This window comes from Streptomyces sp. NPDC020742 (assembly GCF_040641675.1).
Classification (GTDB): domain Bacteria; phylum Actinomycetota; class Actinomycetes; order Streptomycetales; family Streptomycetaceae; genus Streptomyces.
In genome coordinates this window covers 38,339-54,110 of the sequence record NZ_JBFAEA010000019.1, presented here as the reverse complement: position 1 = coordinate 54,110, position 15,772 = coordinate 38,339, and the positions used below count along the sequence as shown (strand labels likewise).

Sequence of the window (15,772 nt, the reverse complement as noted above, 5' to 3'; positions counted from 1 at the left end):
CCCGGGAGATCGTCAAGAGCACATACCGGACAGTCGCGTTCGCGTAACGGGGCATGTCCGCAGCGCGGTGCTGGCGGAGTGTCCGGCGCCGTCGGGGTCGTTCGTTCCGTGGGGCGGGGAGTGGATTGCCGTACTGTTACGGGCGCTGTGACGGCGTGTTACCCGGAGCGCAAGAAGGAGTCCGGACACGTCCTCGGGCGTAACGTCGGCGAAATGCCGCCGAACTAGCCTCCTGAAGTGGGGCTCTTGATGGCCAACTGCTGGAAGTCGGTTTGCTCCTCCTTTAATTAGTGCGTGATACACCTTTCGACGCGGGTGTGTTCACGCTCGTGACCTGGGCAAATGCGTCCCGGGCGGGAAGACTGTGAGGTGGAACGTATGCAACTGACCCCGCATGAACAAGAACGCTTGATGATTCATGTGGCGGCAGATGTGGCCGAAAAGCGACGGGCCCGCGGGCTGAAGCTCAACCACCCCGAGTCGATCGCGCTGCTGACCGTGCACATCCTCGAAGGCGCCCGGGACGGCCGGAGCGTGGCCGAGCTGATGTCCTCCGGCCGGAAGGTCCTCACCCGCGACGACGTCATGGAGGGCGTGCCGGAAATGATCCGCGACGTCCAGGTCGAGGCGACCTTCCCCGACGGCACCAAGCTCGTCACCGTCCACGAACCGATCGACTGACCACGGGAGAGCCGACGATGATCCCGGGACAGATCCTGCCCGCCGACGAGCCGGTGCGCCTCAACGAGGGCCTTCCGCGCACCCGCCTGACCGTCCTCAACGCCGCCGACCGCCCCGTGCAGGTCGGTTCCCACTACCACTTCGCCGAGGCCAACCCCGGCCTCGACTTCGACCGCGCGGCCGCGCACGGCAAGCGGCTGGACGTCGCGGCCGGCTCCGCCGTGCGCTTCGAGCCCGGCATCCCCACCGAGGTCGTCCTCGTCCCCCTCGGGGGCAAGCGGATCGTCGTGGGGCTGCGTGGCGAGACCGGAGGCACTCTCGATGGCTGAGCTGACCCGCCAGGCGTACGCCGAGCTCTTCGGCCCGACGGCCGGCGACCGGATCCGACTCGCCGACACCGACCTGGTCATCGAGATCACCGAGGACCGCTGCGGCGGTCCCGGTCGAGCCGGCGACGAGGCCGTCTTCGGCGGCGGCAAGGTGATCCGCGAGTCGATGGGGCAGTCCCGCGCCACCCGCGCCGAGGGCGCCCCGGACACCGTGATCACCGGCGCGGTGGTGCTCGACCACTGGGGCATCGTCAAGGCCGACGTCGGCATCCGCGACGGCCGGATCACCGCGCTGGGCAAGGCCGGCAACCCCGACACCATGGACGGCGTCCACCCCGACCTGGTCATCGGCCCCGAGACCGAGGTCATCGCCGGCAACGGCAAGATCCTCACCGCCGGCGCCATCGACACCCACGTCCACTTCATCTGCCCCCAACAGGCCGACGAGGCACTGGCCTCCGGCGTCACCACCCTCATCGGCGGCGGCACCGGCCCGGCCGAGGGCAGCAAGGCCACCACCATCACCCCCGGCGCCTGGCACGTGGCCCGGATGTTCGAGGCGATGGACTCCCTGCCGGTCAACATCGGGCTGCTGGGCAAGGGCAACACCACCTCGCTCACCTCGATGCGCGACCAGCTGCGGGCCGGCGTCCTCGGCTTCAAGATCCACGAGGACTGGGGCGCCACCCCCGCCGTCATCGACGCCTGTCTGCGGGTCTGCGAGGAGAGCGGCGCCCAGCTCGCGATCCACACCGACACCCTCAACGAGGCCGGCTTCCTCGGCGACACCCTGGCCGCCATCGCCGGCCGGTCGATCCACGCCTTCCACGTCGAGGGTGCCGGCGGCGGCCACGCCCCCGACATGATCGCGATGGTGTCGGAGCCGAACGTGCTGCCCGCGTCCACCAACCCGACCCGGCCGCACACCGTCAACACCGTCGAGGAGCACCTCGACATGCTGATGGTCTGTCACCATCTCAACCCCGCGGTGCCCGAGGACCTGGCGTTCGCCGAGTCCCGGATCCGGCCCTCCACCATCGCCGCCGAGGACATCCTGCACGACCTCGGCGCCATCTCGATCATGGCCTCCGACGCCCAGGCCATGGGTCGGATCGGTGAGGTCGTGCTGCGCACCTGGCAGACCGCGCACGTGATGAAGCGGCGCCGCGGCGCACTGCCCGGCGACGGCCGCGCGGACAACCACCGCGCCCGCCGCTATGTCGCCAAGTACACCGTCAACGCCGCCCTCGCCCAGGGCATCGACCACGTGGTCGGCTCCGTCGAGGACGGCAAGCTCGCCGACCTCGTGCTGTGGGATCCGGCGTTCTTCGGCGTCAAACCGCAGCTGGTCCTCAAGGGCGGGCAGATCGCCTATGCGCAGATGGGCGACGCCAACGCCTCCATCCCCACCCCGCAGCCCGTCCTGCCCCGCCCGATGTTCGGCGCCATCGGGCGGGCCCCCGGCAGCAACTCGATCAACTTCGTCTCCCCGCAGGCCCTCGAGGACGGCCTGCCCGAGCGCCTGGCGCTGACCAAGCGCTACGAGGCGATCCGCTCCACCCGCGGCGTCACCAAGGCCGAGATGCGCAACAACGACGCCCTGCCGCGGGTCGAGGTCGACCCCGACACCTTCACGGTGACCGTCGACGGTGAGGTGATCGAACCCCACCCGGCGGCCGAACTCCCCATGACCCAGCGGTACTTCCTCTTCTGAAGCGGTGTGATGACCCTCCTCCCGACACCCTGCCAGGACCGCCGGTGAGCCGCGCGGCGCTGCTTGTCCTCGCTGACGGCCGGTTCCCCGCCGGCGGGCACGCCCACTCGGGCGGCGCCGAGGGAGCCGTCGCCGCGGGGCGCATCACCGACGCCGCCACCCTGGAGGCCTTCTGCCGCGGCCGGCTGCACACCGCCGGCCTGGTCGCCGCCGGGCTCGCTGCCGCGGCCGCGGCCGGCGCCGACCCGTTGCTCCTGGACGACGCCGCGGACGCCCGCACGCCCGTACCGGCGCTGCGGGACGTCGCCCGCCGCCTCGGCCGGCAGATGATGCGGGCGGCCCGCGCCACCTGGCCCGGACCGGCGCTCGACGCACTGGCCGCCGCCCGCCCGCGGGGGGCGCACCAGCCCGTCGTCCTGGGCCTGGCCGCCCGGTCCGCGGGCCTGTCGCCGCTCGACGCCGCGTACGCCGCGGCGTACGAGAGCGTCAGCGGCCCGGCCACCGCCGTCGTCCGGCTGCTGAGCCTGGACCCCTTCCAGGCCACCGCCGTGCTGGCCCGGCTCACCGACGACCTCGACCGGATCGCCCGGCGCGGCGCCGACGCCGGGGAGGGGGCCGCCGCCGAAGGGGCCGAGGCCCTGCCCGCCGCCTCGGCGCCGCTGCTGGACATCACCGCACAGCAGCACGCCGCCTGGCCGGTACGCCTGTTCGCCTCCTGACCCGCCGGCCTTCCGCCCGACCCCGCGCCGCCGCCGGCGGCCACCGACCACCGGAGTGACCATGCACCTCGACCATGCCGAGACCTTCCCCGAGCGCTACACCTACAGCGCCGCCGACCCGGTACGCGCGGACGGGAGCCGCCGGGCGCTGCGCATCGGCCTGGGCGGCCCGGTCGGCACCGGCAAGACCGCCACCGTCGCCGCGCTCTGCCGGGCGCTGCGCGACGACCTGTCCCTGGCCGTCGTCACCAACGACATCTACACCCGTGAGGACGCGGAGTTCCTGCTCCGTGAGGCCGTGCTGCCCGCCGAGCGGATCTCCGCCGTGGAGACCGGCGCCTGCCCGCACACCGCCATCCGCGACGACATCTCCGCCAACCTCGAAGCGGTCGAGGACCTGGAGACCGCGGTGTCCTCCGAGGGCGGCGGCCCGCTCGATCTGATCCTGGTCGAGTCCGGCGGCGACAACCTCACCGCGACCTTCTCCAAGGGACTGGTCGACGCGCAGATCTTCGTGATCGACGTCGCCGGCGGTGACGACATCCCGCGCAAGGGCGGCCCCGGCGTCACCACCGCCGACCTGCTCGTCATCAACAAGACCGACCTGGCCCCGTACGTCGGGGTCGACTTGGAGGGGATGGCCCGCGACGCCAAGGCGCAGCGCGGCGAACTGCCGGTCGTCTTCACCGCGCTGAAGACCGAGAACGGCGTCCGGCCGGTGGCGGACTGGGTCCGCGCCCGGCTGGCGGACTGGACCGCGGTCCCCGCATGACCCTCGCACTCCCTCCCCGTGCCGTCCGGCCCCGGGTCGCCGGGGCCCCGGGCGCCGGGCTGTGCGCCACCGCCCGGATCGTCGCCCGCACCGGACCGTCCGGCTCCACCCGGCTGCCGGTGCTGGACGGGGACGGGCCGCTGGCGCTGCGCCGCCTGGGCGGGGGCGGCGGCCCGGCCCGGGTCTGTGTGGTGGGCGCCATGAGCGCCCCGCTCGGCGGGGACCGGCTGGCCATCGAGGTCACCGCGGAGGCGGGCTCCGCGGTGCACCTGACGACCGCGGCGGCGACCGTCGCGCTGCCCGGCAGGAACGCCGAACCGGCCACCTACGACGTCCGGTTGACGGTCGGCGAGGGGGCCCGGCTCGACTGGCTGCCGGAGCCGCTGATCTCCGCCGCGGGCAGCGACCTGCGGATGACCACGACCGTCGACCTGGCTCCCACCGCGCGCCTGGTGCTCCGCGAGGAGCAGGTCCTGGGGCGCAGCGGTGAGGAGGCCGGGGCGCTGCGCAGCCGGCTCACGGTCCGCCGCGCCGGCCGTACGCTGCTGGATCAGGAGACGGCGTACGGCCCCGGGGTCCCCGGCTGGGACACCTCGGCCGTGTTGGGCGGACACCGTGCCCTCGGCCAACTCCTGGTGGTGGGGCCGGAGTCCGGAGCGGAGCCGGCCGATGTGGCGCTGCTCGGCGCCGCCGCGGACGGCGCGGCCGACGGCGGCGCGGGGCAGGGGGTGCTGGCCCCGCTCGCCGGCCCCGGGGCGCTGGCCACCGCCGTCGCCCCGGACGCCCTGCGGCTGCGGCGCCTGCTGGACGAGGCCGCCCGCGCCGCTGCCGCCGGGTGACGGCGATGCCGGACCGGGTCCTGTCGTCACACTCCCGTCGTTCGCCCGGAGGGCGGGGCCCGTGGCGAGCGCGCCTGCCGGGCGTCGCCGGGCAGGCGGGAGTCGACGACACGGCCTACACCTCCAGATCGGCCTCCAGGCGGGCCAGACGGTGGCGGGCCAGCGCGAGGTTGGCCCGCTTGCGGTCCAGCACCAGATAGAGGAAGAGGCCACTGCCGTTCTTGCCGGTCACCGGGCGGATGATGTGGTACTGCGCGGTCAGGGTGATCAGCATGTCCTCGATGGAGCCCTGGAGTTCCAGCATCTCCATGGTGCGCATCTTGGCCCGGACGACGTCGGTGTTGCCGGCCGCGGCGATGTTGAGGTCGAGGGCCTGGTTGTCGCCGAGGGTGGCCAGTGCCATCCCGCTGGTGTAGTCGACCAGGGCGACGCCTACGGCGCCCTCGATGGTCGACATCGCGTCGGCGAGGGCGGATTCCATCTGTGCCATGAGCGGTGGTCACCTTTCGTATGGGTGGAGGGTTGTGGTGATGAGGGGAATCAGGGGTGAAGAGGCGTGGAGTTGAGGACGGGAGTCAGGCGGTGCGGCGGGTCGTTCACCGGTGCGGGGCCGCGTCGACCATCGCCCCGATGCGCTCGGCGGCCCGCCGGGCCTGCAGGTGGAGCCGGCCCACATTGGTGTCCGGGCCGGCCACCGCGGTGAGGACGGCGCGGCGGCCGGCCGAGTAGGCGGCGACATAGCCGGTGGTGCCGCGGGTGAGGGTCTCCTCGAAGTCGCCTTGCCCGGTGGCCTCGGTGAGGCGTTTGGCGACCCCGATGGCGGCGGCGGTCAGGGCCGCCAGTCCGTCCGGTTCGATGTCCGACAGGTCGTGTGCGATCACCATGCCGTCCACGCTCGCCACCATGCCGCCCTGGAAGTGCCGCACTTGATCGCGCAAGGTATGGAGTTCGTCCCGTATCCGGGGTTCGATCGTCATCAGTCTCCTTTTCTCGGCTCGCCGTCTGATGGCGCGTCTCATGCCGTGCACGGTTCTCGCGGGCCAGGGTTCACAGGTTCTCCTCCAGTGCCGTACGCAGTCGGACCAGGAGGGCAATATCCGGGTCGCGGGTGTCGAGGAGCTCCGCTACCTGCGGTTGCCAGGCGGGGGTGGGGCGGGCTGCTGCTGTTGTGGCGGGGGTGGCCGGCCGGCGTTGCTCCCGGCCCCGCTGTCCCTCCGGGCCCTGGTGCCCTTCCCGGTCCTGCTGTTCCTCCTGGCGCTGCTGTCCCTCCAGACCGGCCCCGGGGCGGCGCCGCGGGAGCCCCGCCGGCGCGGTCGGCATCCGGACGAGCCCGGCCGCAGCCAGGCGGCGGATGTCGAGCAGCGTCAGATACGCGGACTGGCCCAGCGCGCGGGCGAGTTGGTAGGGGGTCTGCCGCCCGTCGGCGCGGGCCAGCAGCCACCGCTGACGGGCCGTAAGGGTGGGGGCCGGGTCGCCCGGGCACAGGGGGACGACGGGGGAGGTGTCGACCGCCGCCCAGGGGTGCAGCCGGTCCAGCAGCGCGCGGCGGCGGGCCGTCGCCTGCTGGAGGGCGGTGGCGCTGATCGGGCGGACGACGCCGAGCCAGTGCCCGGTGCCGGGGGTGAAGGAGGCGGCCTCCGGCAGCAGCGGCAGCGCGAAGAAGGCGGCGTCGAGCAGCGCCGCGAGGTGGCAGACCTCCAGTTCGCCCTGGGTCAACCAGCCCTCGCTGACCAGGAATTGGGCGCCCCGCCGCTGCGGTCCCGCGGTCTGCGCGGCGTGCCGCCAGCCCTGCGGGGGGACCTTGCCGGCCGCGGTGAGCCGCTCCCCGAGGCCGGGTGCGGCGGCGTCCTCGACGCAGGTGACCGCGCCGTCCAGGAGGTAGAGGCGGCCGTGCGGGCCGTGCAGGGTGCCGGTGACGCGCTCGGCGGCGAGCCGGTCGAGCAGTCCGGCCGCGGCGGGTGGGCGAGGAGTTGCCGGTGCGGGTGCGAGGGGAGTTGTCGCGGTGTGCGGGGGAGGGGTTGCCGCGGTGGGTGGGTGAGGAGGTATGGGCAGGCCCATGGCTGGTTCCCTAACCGTTCGTGCGAGGAGGCGGAGCCGTGGCGTCAGGACGCGACCAGCTCCGCCGCCAGCTCGCGCAGCCGCAGCCGGGCCACGGCGAGGTTCGCCTGCCCACGGTCCAGCCAGAGGTAGAGGTAGGTCTGGCTGTCGAAGGCGGTGTGCACGAAACGGATCAGGTGGTAGCTGTTGGCGGCCGTGATGATCAGGTCTTCCAGGGCCGGGCCGCTGCCGCCGGTGGTGTCGAAGGTGGCGTTGCGGGCCACCGCCTGGACGACATCGGCGGTGTCCGCGGCGGCCGCGTCATGGTCGCCGTGTGCTGCCTGCCCGGCCGTACCGAGTGTGAGTCCGCTGGTCCAGTCGATCAGTCCGGCGCCCAGGACGCCTGGGATCCCCATGGCTTGGGACAACACCTGATCGATACCCGGCACTTCGGAGCTCCTTCGCGGCGGCATGGGGGGCGTGAACACACGCCGAAGCTCTTCCCTCGTGGCGGTGTGTGGGAGAGCCTTCACGGAAGGTTACTGACTGCAGCCGTGCTGGCACATGCCTCCTGGGCAGGTCCACGGCAATTGACGTGTTCTCGTCCCTTGGTGGTGCTCCAGAGGCCAACCGGCGCGCATCGCACGCCGTGCGCCGGTACGTCATCACCGGGCGCCCTGCTCGCGCAACTGCTTCTTTTGGCACGTCAACTACCGGATCGGAACGTGGGGTTGAGCGCTTCCTGCCGGAAATCCGGGTGCCGTGCAACGCGTTTGGGCAGAGTCGGTGACAGTTGGCCGAAAGAGTGCGATTACCTCGCGATGTCCGGCCTTTCCCGCCCCGTCGCACAGCTGCCCGAAAACCTACAGCTTGGTAAAGAAATGCCGGTCAGGCCTGTTCAGCAGGGGAGGTCAGGCGCAAGGATCCCTCTGTAGGCCTGTGATCATGCCGCCACAACTGGCGCACCCAGCAGGGGGAAACGACCACGTGAGAAGAAAAGCAGCGCTCGGCACCGCCGGCACGCTGGTGACCGGTGCGCTCCTCGCCGGAGCCATAGCCGCCACACCCGCCAGCGCGGGCGAACGCCAACCGAGCGGAAAGGCCGAGGCGCGCGGTGTCCAGACCGCTGCCGCACGCGCGGCCAAGAAGGGCATCGACTGGCAGGACTGCCCCGCGGACTGGGGCCTGAAGACCCCCGTCCAGTGCGGCTACGTCACCGTGCCGGTCGACTACGCCCGGCCCCATGGCCGCACCATCAAGATCGCCGTTGACCGGGCCGTGAGCACCGGAACCAAGCAGGAGCGCCAGGGCGCGCTCCTCTACAACCCCGGCGGCCCCGGCGGTTCGGGCATGCGGTTCCCGACTCGCATCACCACCAAGAACCCGCTCTGGGCCAAGACCGCGAAGGCGTACGACTTCGTCGGCTTCGACCCCCGCGGTGTCGGCCACTCGGCGCCGATCTCCTGCATGGACCCGCAGGAGTACGTCAAGGCCCCCAAGGCCGACCCGGTGCCCGACAGTGAGGCCGACAAGCGCGCCCAGCGCAAGCTCGCCAAGGAGTACGCGGACGGCTGCGCCGAGCGCAGCGGCGCCCTCCTGCCGTACATGACCACCGAGAACACCGCTCGCGACATCGATGTGGTCCGGGCCGCCCTCGGCGAGAAGAAGCTCAACTACCTGGGCGTCTCGTACGGCACCTACCTCGGCGCCGTCTACGCAACGCTCTTCCCGGGCCACGTCCGGCGGATGCTGGTCGACAGCGTCGTCGACCCGTCCCGCAAGAAGGTCTGGTACCAGGCCAACCTCGACCAGGACGTCGCCTTCGAGACCCGCTGGGGCGACTGGAAGAAGTGGGTGGCCAAGAACGACACCACCTACCACATCGGGAACACCCCCGAGAAGGTCCAGGCGGCCTGGGAGAAGCTGCGGGCGACCGCGAAGAAGAACCCCATCGGCGGCGTCGTCGGCCCCGCCGAGCTGATCGGCTTCTTCCAGAACGCGCCGTACTACGACTCGATGTGGGCCACCGTCGCCGGGGTCTGGAGCTCCTACCTCGCCGGTGACACCAAGCCCCTGGTGGAGAACGCCGGCCCCAACCTCAAGGACACCGCCGGCAACATCGCCGCGGAGAACGGCAACGCCGTCTACACCGCGGTCGAGTGCACCGACACCAAGTGGCCCACCAGCTGGCGCACGTGGGACCGCGACAACACCCGCATCCACCGGCAGGCACCGTTCATGACCTGGTCCAACGCCTGGATGAACCTGCCCTGCGCCACCTGGCCGACCAAGCAGCAGCGGCCGGTCGAGGTGCGGACCGGCAAGGGTCTGCCCAGCGTGCTGATCGTGCAGAGCAAGCGCGACGCGGCCACGCCGTACGGCGGTGCCGTCGAGCTGCACAAGCGCTTCCAGGGCTCCCGTCTGATCACCGAGCGGGACGCCGGTTCGCACGGTGTCACCGGCGAGGTCAACCCCTGCATCAACGACCGGGTCGACGCGTACCTCCTGGAGGGGAAGACCGACGCCAAGGACGTGACCTGCGCGCCGCACGCCACTCCGCAGCCCACCAAGCCGTCGGCCAAGGCCGTCGCTAAGGCTGTCGCCAAGGGCGCGGCCGACCTCCCGGCCGTACGGTAACGCCGGTGCGGTGAAAGGGAAGTGAGACGGCGGGGCGGCCGGGAACCCCACGGGGTATCCGGCCGCCCTCGCCGTTTTCACGCCGGGAATACCGTGCACGTCACGCCGCGAGGACCGCGTGCGTCACGCCGCGAGGACCGCGTACGTCACGCCGCGAACACCGCCTGGAAGGCCGCCCTGGTGGGGGAGTCCGCCCGGCGGTCCAGCACCGCGAACACCACCCGCTCGAATCGGTCAGCGAACCGCCCCGCGCCCAGCAGCGCCGCCCCGAACGCCGTTGCCACGTCGGCCGGTTCATTGCGGAACACCCCGCACCCCCAGGCCCCGAGCACCAGTTGACGGTGCCCGCCGGCCGCGGCGACCTCCAGCACCCGCTCCGCCCGCGTCCTGAGCGCCGCCGGCACCCGGTCCGCCTCGGCCGGCCGCTGCCGCGCGATCACCCCCGCATTGGGTGCCGCCGCCGTCAGGAACCCCGCTTCGTACGGTACTTCGAGCAGCACCCCGCGGTCGTCACGGAACACCGGCACACCGGGGGAGAGGATCACCCGGTCGCTGTAGAACGCACTGGGCTCGGCCCGGTGGGCCGCATAGAACTCCGGCGCCTCCCGCACACAGCGGTAGAGCGCCGACCCCCCGCACAGCGCCTCCTCCTGCGCCTGCGCGCCGTTGAGGTACCCACCACCGGGATTGCGGGCCGAGGCGAAGTTGAGGATCGCCAGCGGTCCGCCGCCGGCCTCCGCCAGCCGCCGCCCCGCCGTGAGGCTCCCCTCGTCCGTCACCTCGAACTCCGTGGGCCCCACTGGCGCCGCATCCGCCACCGCGACCGGCCCCGGGCCGTACATCCGCGTCCCCGCGCAGGCCCGCCGGACCGCCTCGCCGATCTCCACCAACTGCCCACCGGGCGCGCGGTAGACCCCCGCCGCGACGATCCGCTCGGTCTCCTGTGCCATCCCCCGCAGTCGGGCGCTCATCGTCGGCACCCCCGTTTCCGCTCACTCATGATGATCACCGTATGCGGCGCCGGCGGGGGCGTGCGACCCGATTACGCGCCAGGCGCCCGCCGCCCGTGCGCCCGAGCCCGGGCCTGTGCCTCGGCCTTGGCCTCGCCCGCGTACCGGTCGACGTACTCCTGCCCGGACAGCGTGAGGATGGCGTACATGATCTCGTCGGTGACGGTGCGCAGCGCGATGTGCTCGTCCGCCGTCCCCGCATGGCGCGAGAAGTCCAGCGGTGCGCCGAACCGGACGGTGATCCGCCGGGCGCGCGGCAGCCGCCGGCCCGTCGGCTGCGCCTCGAACGTGCCGATCATCGCGCAGGGCACCACCGGCACCCCGGCCCGGAGCGCCATCGCGGCCACCCCGGTGCGCCCCTTGTAGAGCCGGCCGTCGTGCGAGCGGGTGCCCTCGGGGTAGATCCCCAGCAGGCGGCCCTTGCGCAGTACGGCGAGACCGGACGCCAGCGCCGACCGGGAGGCCCGGCCCCCGGACCGGTCCACCGGAATCTGCCCGGCCCCGCGAAAGAACGCCGCCGTCAGCCGCCCCTTCAGACCGGGCCCGGTGAAGTACTCGGCCTTCGCCAGGAACGTCACCCGGCGGGGCACGATCGCCGGCATCACGAAGTGGTCCGCGAACGAGAGGTGATTGCCCGCGATGATCGCCGCGCCCTCCTCCGGCACATGCTCCAGCCCCTCCACCCGCGGCCGGAACAGCAGCCGCAGCAGCGGCCCCAGCAGGACGTACTTCAGCACCTGGTAGAACACGAAAGCGGCCCCCTCCTCCGTCGGATCGCCCGGTGTCGTTCCAGGTCACCAGGGCTCGGACGGGCAGCGAGTTTATGGGCAACCGCCGCCGGGGTCACCACCGCGAGCCGGCCCGCCCCCGGCACCCCGGAGCCGCACACGGGCCGCCCGCGACGGCTCGGGGCCGCACACGGGCCGCCCGGAGCCGCCCCCGACGGCCCGGGGCCGCCCTCCGGCCCGGAACCCGGTAGCCGGACCGCACCGACCGCCCGCACCTCGGCCCTCCCGGTTTTGGCATCTGCGGACAACTTCGAACGGCCCCTGAACGAGCCCCCGTTCACGTCGCGTACTGCCCGGTGACCGAGCCTGCACCAGGGCTCCAGGCCGAGGAGGGGAGCCGTAGATGTCCCGGAAGAGAAGAGTGACCCGGCGTCAGAAGATCATGGTCGGAGTCAGCGCAGCGGCGCTGGTCGGCGGGATCGCCATCGTCACCGCGGGCACCAGCCAGGCCTCGGTGGCGTGCGACGGACTGGCCACCGCCCTGAGCAACAACCAGAAGTTCATCGCCGATCAGCGGGCCCATCCGGACGCGCAGTCGGCGGCGCGGATCGCCAACCGGCAGGCCGTCATCAAGGAGATCCAGGTCAAGCAGCGGGCCGCCGGCTGTAGCTCCGATGGGGGCGGGGGCCAGGCCGCGGGTGCACCGCCGGCGGGCGAGCAGCCGCCCGCCTCCGACCCCGCCTCCCCACCCGCCGGCGGGCAGTCCTCCGACCCTGCCTCCCCACCCGCCGGCGGGCAGTCCTCCGGCTCCGCCGGGCCGTCCGCGTCCGGCGACCCATCGGCCTCGGCGGCCCCGCCCGCCGGCGACGGCGATGTGGTCTGCCCCGGCTCGACCGTGACCCTCTCCGGAGAGGGCGGTGCGCCGGCGGCCTCCAGCGACCAGTTCCCCGCCGGGACCAAACTGAAGGTGACCAACCTGGACAACAACAAGTCGACCACGGTGTCCGTGACCTCGACCTCCGGCAGCTGTGTGCTGCTCAACAACGCGGCGTTCGAGCAGGTCCGTGAGGAGGGGAAGTTCCTGATCCGCCGCGCCCGCATCGAGCGCGTGGGCTAGACGGCCGGCGCTCGCCCCAGCCGGTGGCCGGTGACGGAGCCGCCTCCTCCGTCGCCGGCCACCCTGATGCCCGGACCCCTGGGGCCCGTACGGGCGATGCGGCGGCGTGGCCGCTTGTGCACCGGGGCCGGGCGAGGTGGCCTGAACTCGCCAGCGTTCCCAGGGCGTTCCCAGGAGACCTCGATGCCCGTGAGCCGTCCCCGCCGATCTGCCCGTGCCGCCCTGCCCGGCGCGGTGCTCGCCACCGTGTCCGCGGCGCTGGTCGGCACGCTCTGTGCCACCCCCGCCGGCGCCGCCGACCCGCCGCCGCCCTCCGCAGCCGGCCCGCAGCCGCCGGCCGCCACCGGTCCGCAGCCGCCCACCGCCGACCAAGGCCTGCTGCTGACCGTGTCCGGGAGCCGGAACACCTGGATCCGCGGCGTACGCCTCAGCTGCCCGGACATCCACGGCCGGCATCCGCACGCGCTCGCCGCCTGCGACGCGCTGACCTGGGCGCGCGGCGACCTGGACGCGCTGCCCGGCGACCCGCACACCTGCACCAAGCAGTACGACCCGGTGACCGTCAGCGCGACCGGTACCTGGCGCGGGGGCCCGGTGAACTGGCACAAGGAGTTCGCCAACGCCTGCATGATGGACTCCGCCACCGGCCCGGTCTTCCGCTTCTGATCCGGCCCGGCGGCCGCTGCCGCACCCGGCTCACACCGGGCGGGCCGCCCAGACGCCCACCGTGACCAGGGCCAGTACCACCCAGGAGAACCAGAGCCAGCCGTTGGCGCCCATCGCGGCGGTGTAGGCGGTGGCCACCACCAGACCGCCCACCGTCAGTACGGCCATCATCCGCGCAGATCCGGGCATACCCGCACCCTCCTCATGGCCGCCCGGAGCACCCATGCCACGGGCCGCGGCCATGGGACCATCGTCCCCGGCCGCGGCCCGTACCGCCAGATGCGTGACCACGGTCACCGCCCCGTGCGTGGCGCGGTCACCGCCCCCGCGCGTTGAGCGAGGCGAGGTAGGCGTTGTAGTCGGCCAGCTCCTTGTCGCCGTCGCGGTCGGCGGCCCGGTCCAGCCGCTGCGACTGCCGCTCCTCGGACTTGTACCACTGGAAGACCAGGGCGATCAGCACCAGCACGGACGGGATCTCGCTGAACGCCCACGCGATGCCGCCGGCCGCCTGCTGGTCGGCCAGCGCCTCGATGCCCAGGGAGGCCGGCGGGTGGACGAAGGTGGCGACCATCGGCTCCGAGCCCATCATCAGCGCGATGCCGAAGAAGGCGTGGAACGGCATGCCCGCGAACAGCTCCAGAATCCGCATCACATGGCCCGGCCGGTGCGGCCCCGGGTCCACGCCCATGATCGGCCAGAAGAAGACCAGACCGACCGCGAGGAAGTGCACCATCATCGCGATGTGCCCGGCCCGGGACTGCATCAGGAAGTCGAACAGCGGGGTGAAGTACAGCCCGTAGAGGCTCGCGATGAACAGCGGGATGGTGAAGGCGGGGTGGGTGATGATGCGCATGTAGCGGCTGTGCAGCAGCGCCACCAGCAGTTCGCGCGGGCCCTTGCGGCCGCGTCCGGCGGTCGGCAGCGCCCGCAGCGCGAGCGTCACCGGCGCCCCGAGCAGCAGCAGGATGGGCGAGAGCATGCTGACGATCATGTGCTGCACCATGTGCACGCTAAACATGACCATGCCGTAGTCGTTCAGCTGGGTGCACATGGTCACCGCCACGGTCACCACGCCCAGCACCCAGGCGACGACCCGGCCCATCGGCCACTGGTCACCACGCCGCCGCAGCCGGATCACCGCCCACGCGTACAGCCCCAGCCCCAGGAGGCAGCCGACAAGGAAGATCGGATCACCACCGAACGCAAGGCCCCGCCCCAGCGTGAACGGCGGCAGGTCCATGTTCATACCGTCCATGCCGTTCATGCCGTGCCCGCTGTGATCCATCCGCTTCGCTCCTGATGCGTACCAATGCTCCGCGACAAGACTAGAACCGCCCCCGGCCAGGGCGGTGGCCGGGGGCGGTGTGCGCGTCGCCGCCCTCACGGGGACGGCAGCAGGCGTCCGGTCAGAGCACGCACTCGGCCTCGTCGTAGCGCTGTGCGGGCACCGTCTTGAGGGTCTCCACGGCCTCGGCCAGCGGCACCAGGGTGATGTCGGTGCCGCGCAGCGCGGTCATCATCCCGAACTCGCCGCGGTGCGCCGCCTCGACGGCGTGCCAGCCGAAGCGGGTGGCCAGCACCCTGTCGTACGCGGTCGGGGTCCCACCGCGCTGGACGTGGCCGAGGATGACCGGGCGGGCCTCCTTGCCGAGGCGGTTCTCCAACTCGACGGAGAGCTGCCGGGCCACGCCGGCGAACCGCTCGTGCCCGTACACGTCGGTGCCGCCGATGTCGAAGGTCATGGTGCCCTCGCGCGGCTTGGCGCCCTCGGCGACCACCACGATGGCGAACTTCTTGCCGGCCTCGAAGCGTTCGGAGACCCGCGCGGTCAGCTCCTCGATGTCGAACGGCCGCTCCGGCACCACGATCGCGTGGGCGCCGGCCGCCATGCCGGAGTGCAGCGCGATCCAGCCGGTGTGCCGGCCCATCACCTCGACGATCATCACGCGCTGGTGGGACTCGGCGGTGGTCTTCAGCCGGTCCAGCGCCTCGGTGGCGACGCCCACCGCGGTGTCGAAACCGAAGGTCACGTCCGTGACCGCGATGTCGTTGTCGATGGTCTTCGGCACGCCGACGATCGGCAGCCCGGCGTCGGACAGCAGCCGCGCGGCCTTGAGGGTGCCCTCGCCGCCGATCGGGATGATCGCGTCCAGCCCCAGCTCGGCGACGTGGCCACGGGCCCGCTCGACGCCGTCCCGCAGATGGGCAGGCTGCACCCGCGACGACCCGAGGATGGTGCCGCCGCGCGCCAGGATGCCGCCGACCGCATCGAGGTCGAGCTTGCGGTAATCGCACTCCAGCAGGCCCTTCCAGCCGTCACGGAAGCCGATCACCTCATCACCGTGGTCGGCGGTGGCGCGGTGGACGACGGAGCGGATGACGGCGTTCAGACCGGGGCAGTCTCCGCCGGAGGTGAGGACACCAATACGCATTGCTCGAAAACCCTCTGCAACTCAACCGGGGGCCCGGACCCCGTCGTCCGGTTGGATTCCGCTCACCCTACAAGCGGAGGGCCGCCCGGCA

18 protein-coding genes are annotated in these 15,772 nt (G+C 72.5%); 9 read left to right on the top strand and 9 right to left on the bottom strand.

From position 1 onward, the window contains the following. The first annotated feature begins 378 nt into the window (after positions 1–378). The 6 genes from AB0G84_RS27020 to AB0G84_RS26995 all read left to right on the top strand — a co-directional run bounded on the left by AB0G84_RS27020 (position 379) and on the right by AB0G84_RS26995 (position 5,054). Positions 379–681 (top strand): urease subunit gamma, encoded by a 303-nt coding sequence (locus tag AB0G84_RS27020; protein WP_361325943.1) that lies wholly within the window; start codon positions 379–381, stop codon positions 679–681. Between the two features lie 17 nt (positions 682–698). Next, entirely contained in the window at positions 699–1,010 is a 312-nt protein-coding gene (locus AB0G84_RS27015; protein WP_361325940.1) for an urease subunit beta, read from the top strand. Beyond that, positions 1,003–2,724, top strand: a complete 1,722-nt coding sequence (locus AB0G84_RS27010; protein ID WP_361325938.1) for an urease subunit alpha — start codon at positions 1,003–1,005, stop codon at positions 2,722–2,724. Before AB0G84_RS27015 ends, AB0G84_RS27010 begins: the two co-directional genes overlap by 8 nt. A 44-nt stretch (positions 2,725–2,768) precedes the next feature. Next, the gene (locus tag AB0G84_RS27005; RefSeq protein WP_361325935.1) at positions 2,769–3,443 is read left to right on the top strand and encodes an urease accessory UreF family protein; all 675 of its coding nucleotides are present in this window, start codon (positions 2,769–2,771) and stop codon (positions 3,441–3,443) included. A 61-nt stretch (positions 3,444–3,504) separates the two neighbouring features. Beyond that, entirely contained in the window at positions 3,505–4,215 is a 711-nt protein-coding gene (gene ureG, locus AB0G84_RS27000; RefSeq protein ID WP_361325933.1) for an urease accessory protein UreG, read from the top strand. Then, positions 4,212–5,054 carry an urease accessory protein UreD gene (locus AB0G84_RS26995; RefSeq protein WP_361325930.1) on the top strand — a complete coding sequence of 281 codons (843 nt, stop codon included), beginning with the start codon at positions 4,212–4,214 and terminating at the stop codon, positions 5,052–5,054. The genes ureG and AB0G84_RS26995 overlap by 4 nt, the downstream gene beginning before the upstream one ends. Before the next feature lie 115 nt (positions 5,055–5,169). Here the strand turns inward: AB0G84_RS26995 and AB0G84_RS26990 are convergent, their stop codons facing one another. The 4 genes from AB0G84_RS26990 to AB0G84_RS26975 form a co-directional block, all read right to left on the bottom strand. After that, positions 5,170–5,544, bottom strand: a complete 375-nt coding sequence (locus AB0G84_RS26990; protein WP_361325927.1) for a hypothetical protein — start codon at positions 5,542–5,544, stop codon at positions 5,170–5,172. Between the two features lie 106 nt (positions 5,545–5,650). After that, entirely contained in the window at positions 5,651–6,031 is a 381-nt protein-coding gene (locus tag AB0G84_RS26985; protein ID WP_361325924.1) for a roadblock/LC7 domain-containing protein, read from the bottom strand. A 70-nt stretch (positions 6,032–6,101) separates the two neighbouring features. Then, entirely contained in the window at positions 6,102–7,112 is a 1,011-nt protein-coding gene (locus AB0G84_RS26980; protein WP_361325921.1) for a hypothetical protein, read from the bottom strand. 44 nt (positions 7,113–7,156) lie between these two features. After that, on the bottom strand, positions 7,157–7,540 hold the full coding sequence (locus tag AB0G84_RS26975) for a hypothetical protein (RefSeq protein ID WP_361325918.1): 384 nt from the start codon (positions 7,538–7,540) through the stop codon (positions 7,157–7,159). Positions 7,541–8,078: 538 nt separating this feature from the next. On the opposite strand from AB0G84_RS26975, the gene AB0G84_RS26970 reads away from it, so the two are divergent. Further along, complete coding sequence (locus AB0G84_RS26970) at positions 8,079–9,728, top strand: alpha/beta hydrolase (protein ID WP_361325916.1); 1,650 nt, start codon at positions 8,079–8,081, stop codon at positions 9,726–9,728. A gap of 146 nt (positions 9,729–9,874) precedes the next feature. Here AB0G84_RS26970 and AB0G84_RS26965 read toward each other — a convergent pair whose 3' ends face one another. Further along, a complete protein-coding gene (locus AB0G84_RS26965) occupies positions 9,875–10,699 on the bottom strand; it encodes a TIGR02452 family protein (RefSeq protein ID WP_361325914.1) in 825 nt (274 codons plus the stop codon). Between the two features lie 71 nt (positions 10,700–10,770). Then, positions 10,771–11,487: a lysophospholipid acyltransferase family protein gene (locus AB0G84_RS26960; protein ID WP_361325911.1), complete on the bottom strand. Its 717-nt coding sequence runs from the start codon at positions 11,485–11,487 to the stop codon at positions 10,771–10,773. A gap of 382 nt (positions 11,488–11,869) precedes the next feature. Between AB0G84_RS26960 and AB0G84_RS26955 the strand changes: the two genes are divergently transcribed. Both AB0G84_RS26955 and AB0G84_RS26950 read left to right on the top strand, forming a co-directional pair. Then, complete coding sequence (locus tag AB0G84_RS26955) at positions 11,870–12,583, top strand: hypothetical protein (RefSeq protein WP_361325908.1); 714 nt, start codon at positions 11,870–11,872, stop codon at positions 12,581–12,583. Between the two features lie 183 nt (positions 12,584–12,766). Next, complete coding sequence (locus AB0G84_RS26950) at positions 12,767–13,249, top strand: SSI family serine proteinase inhibitor (protein ID WP_361325906.1); 483 nt, start codon at positions 12,767–12,769, stop codon at positions 13,247–13,249. 30 nt (positions 13,250–13,279) lie between these two features. Here the strand turns inward: AB0G84_RS26950 and AB0G84_RS26945 are convergent, their stop codons facing one another. The 3 genes from AB0G84_RS26945 to AB0G84_RS26935 all read right to left on the bottom strand — a co-directional run bounded on the left by AB0G84_RS26945 (position 13,280) and on the right by AB0G84_RS26935 (position 15,681). Then, positions 13,280–13,438 (bottom strand): hypothetical protein, encoded by a 159-nt coding sequence (locus tag AB0G84_RS26945; RefSeq protein WP_361325903.1) that lies wholly within the window; start codon positions 13,436–13,438, stop codon positions 13,280–13,282. A gap of 127 nt (positions 13,439–13,565) precedes the next feature. After that, positions 13,566–14,534, bottom strand: coding sequence for a cytochrome c oxidase assembly protein (locus AB0G84_RS26940; protein WP_361325901.1), 969 nt, complete (start codon positions 14,532–14,534; stop codon positions 13,566–13,568). Between the two features lie 121 nt (positions 14,535–14,655). Then, positions 14,656–15,681, bottom strand: a complete 1,026-nt coding sequence (locus AB0G84_RS26935; protein ID WP_361325898.1) for a 6-phosphofructokinase — start codon at positions 15,679–15,681, stop codon at positions 14,656–14,658. Positions 15,682–15,772 lie beyond the last annotated feature (91 nt).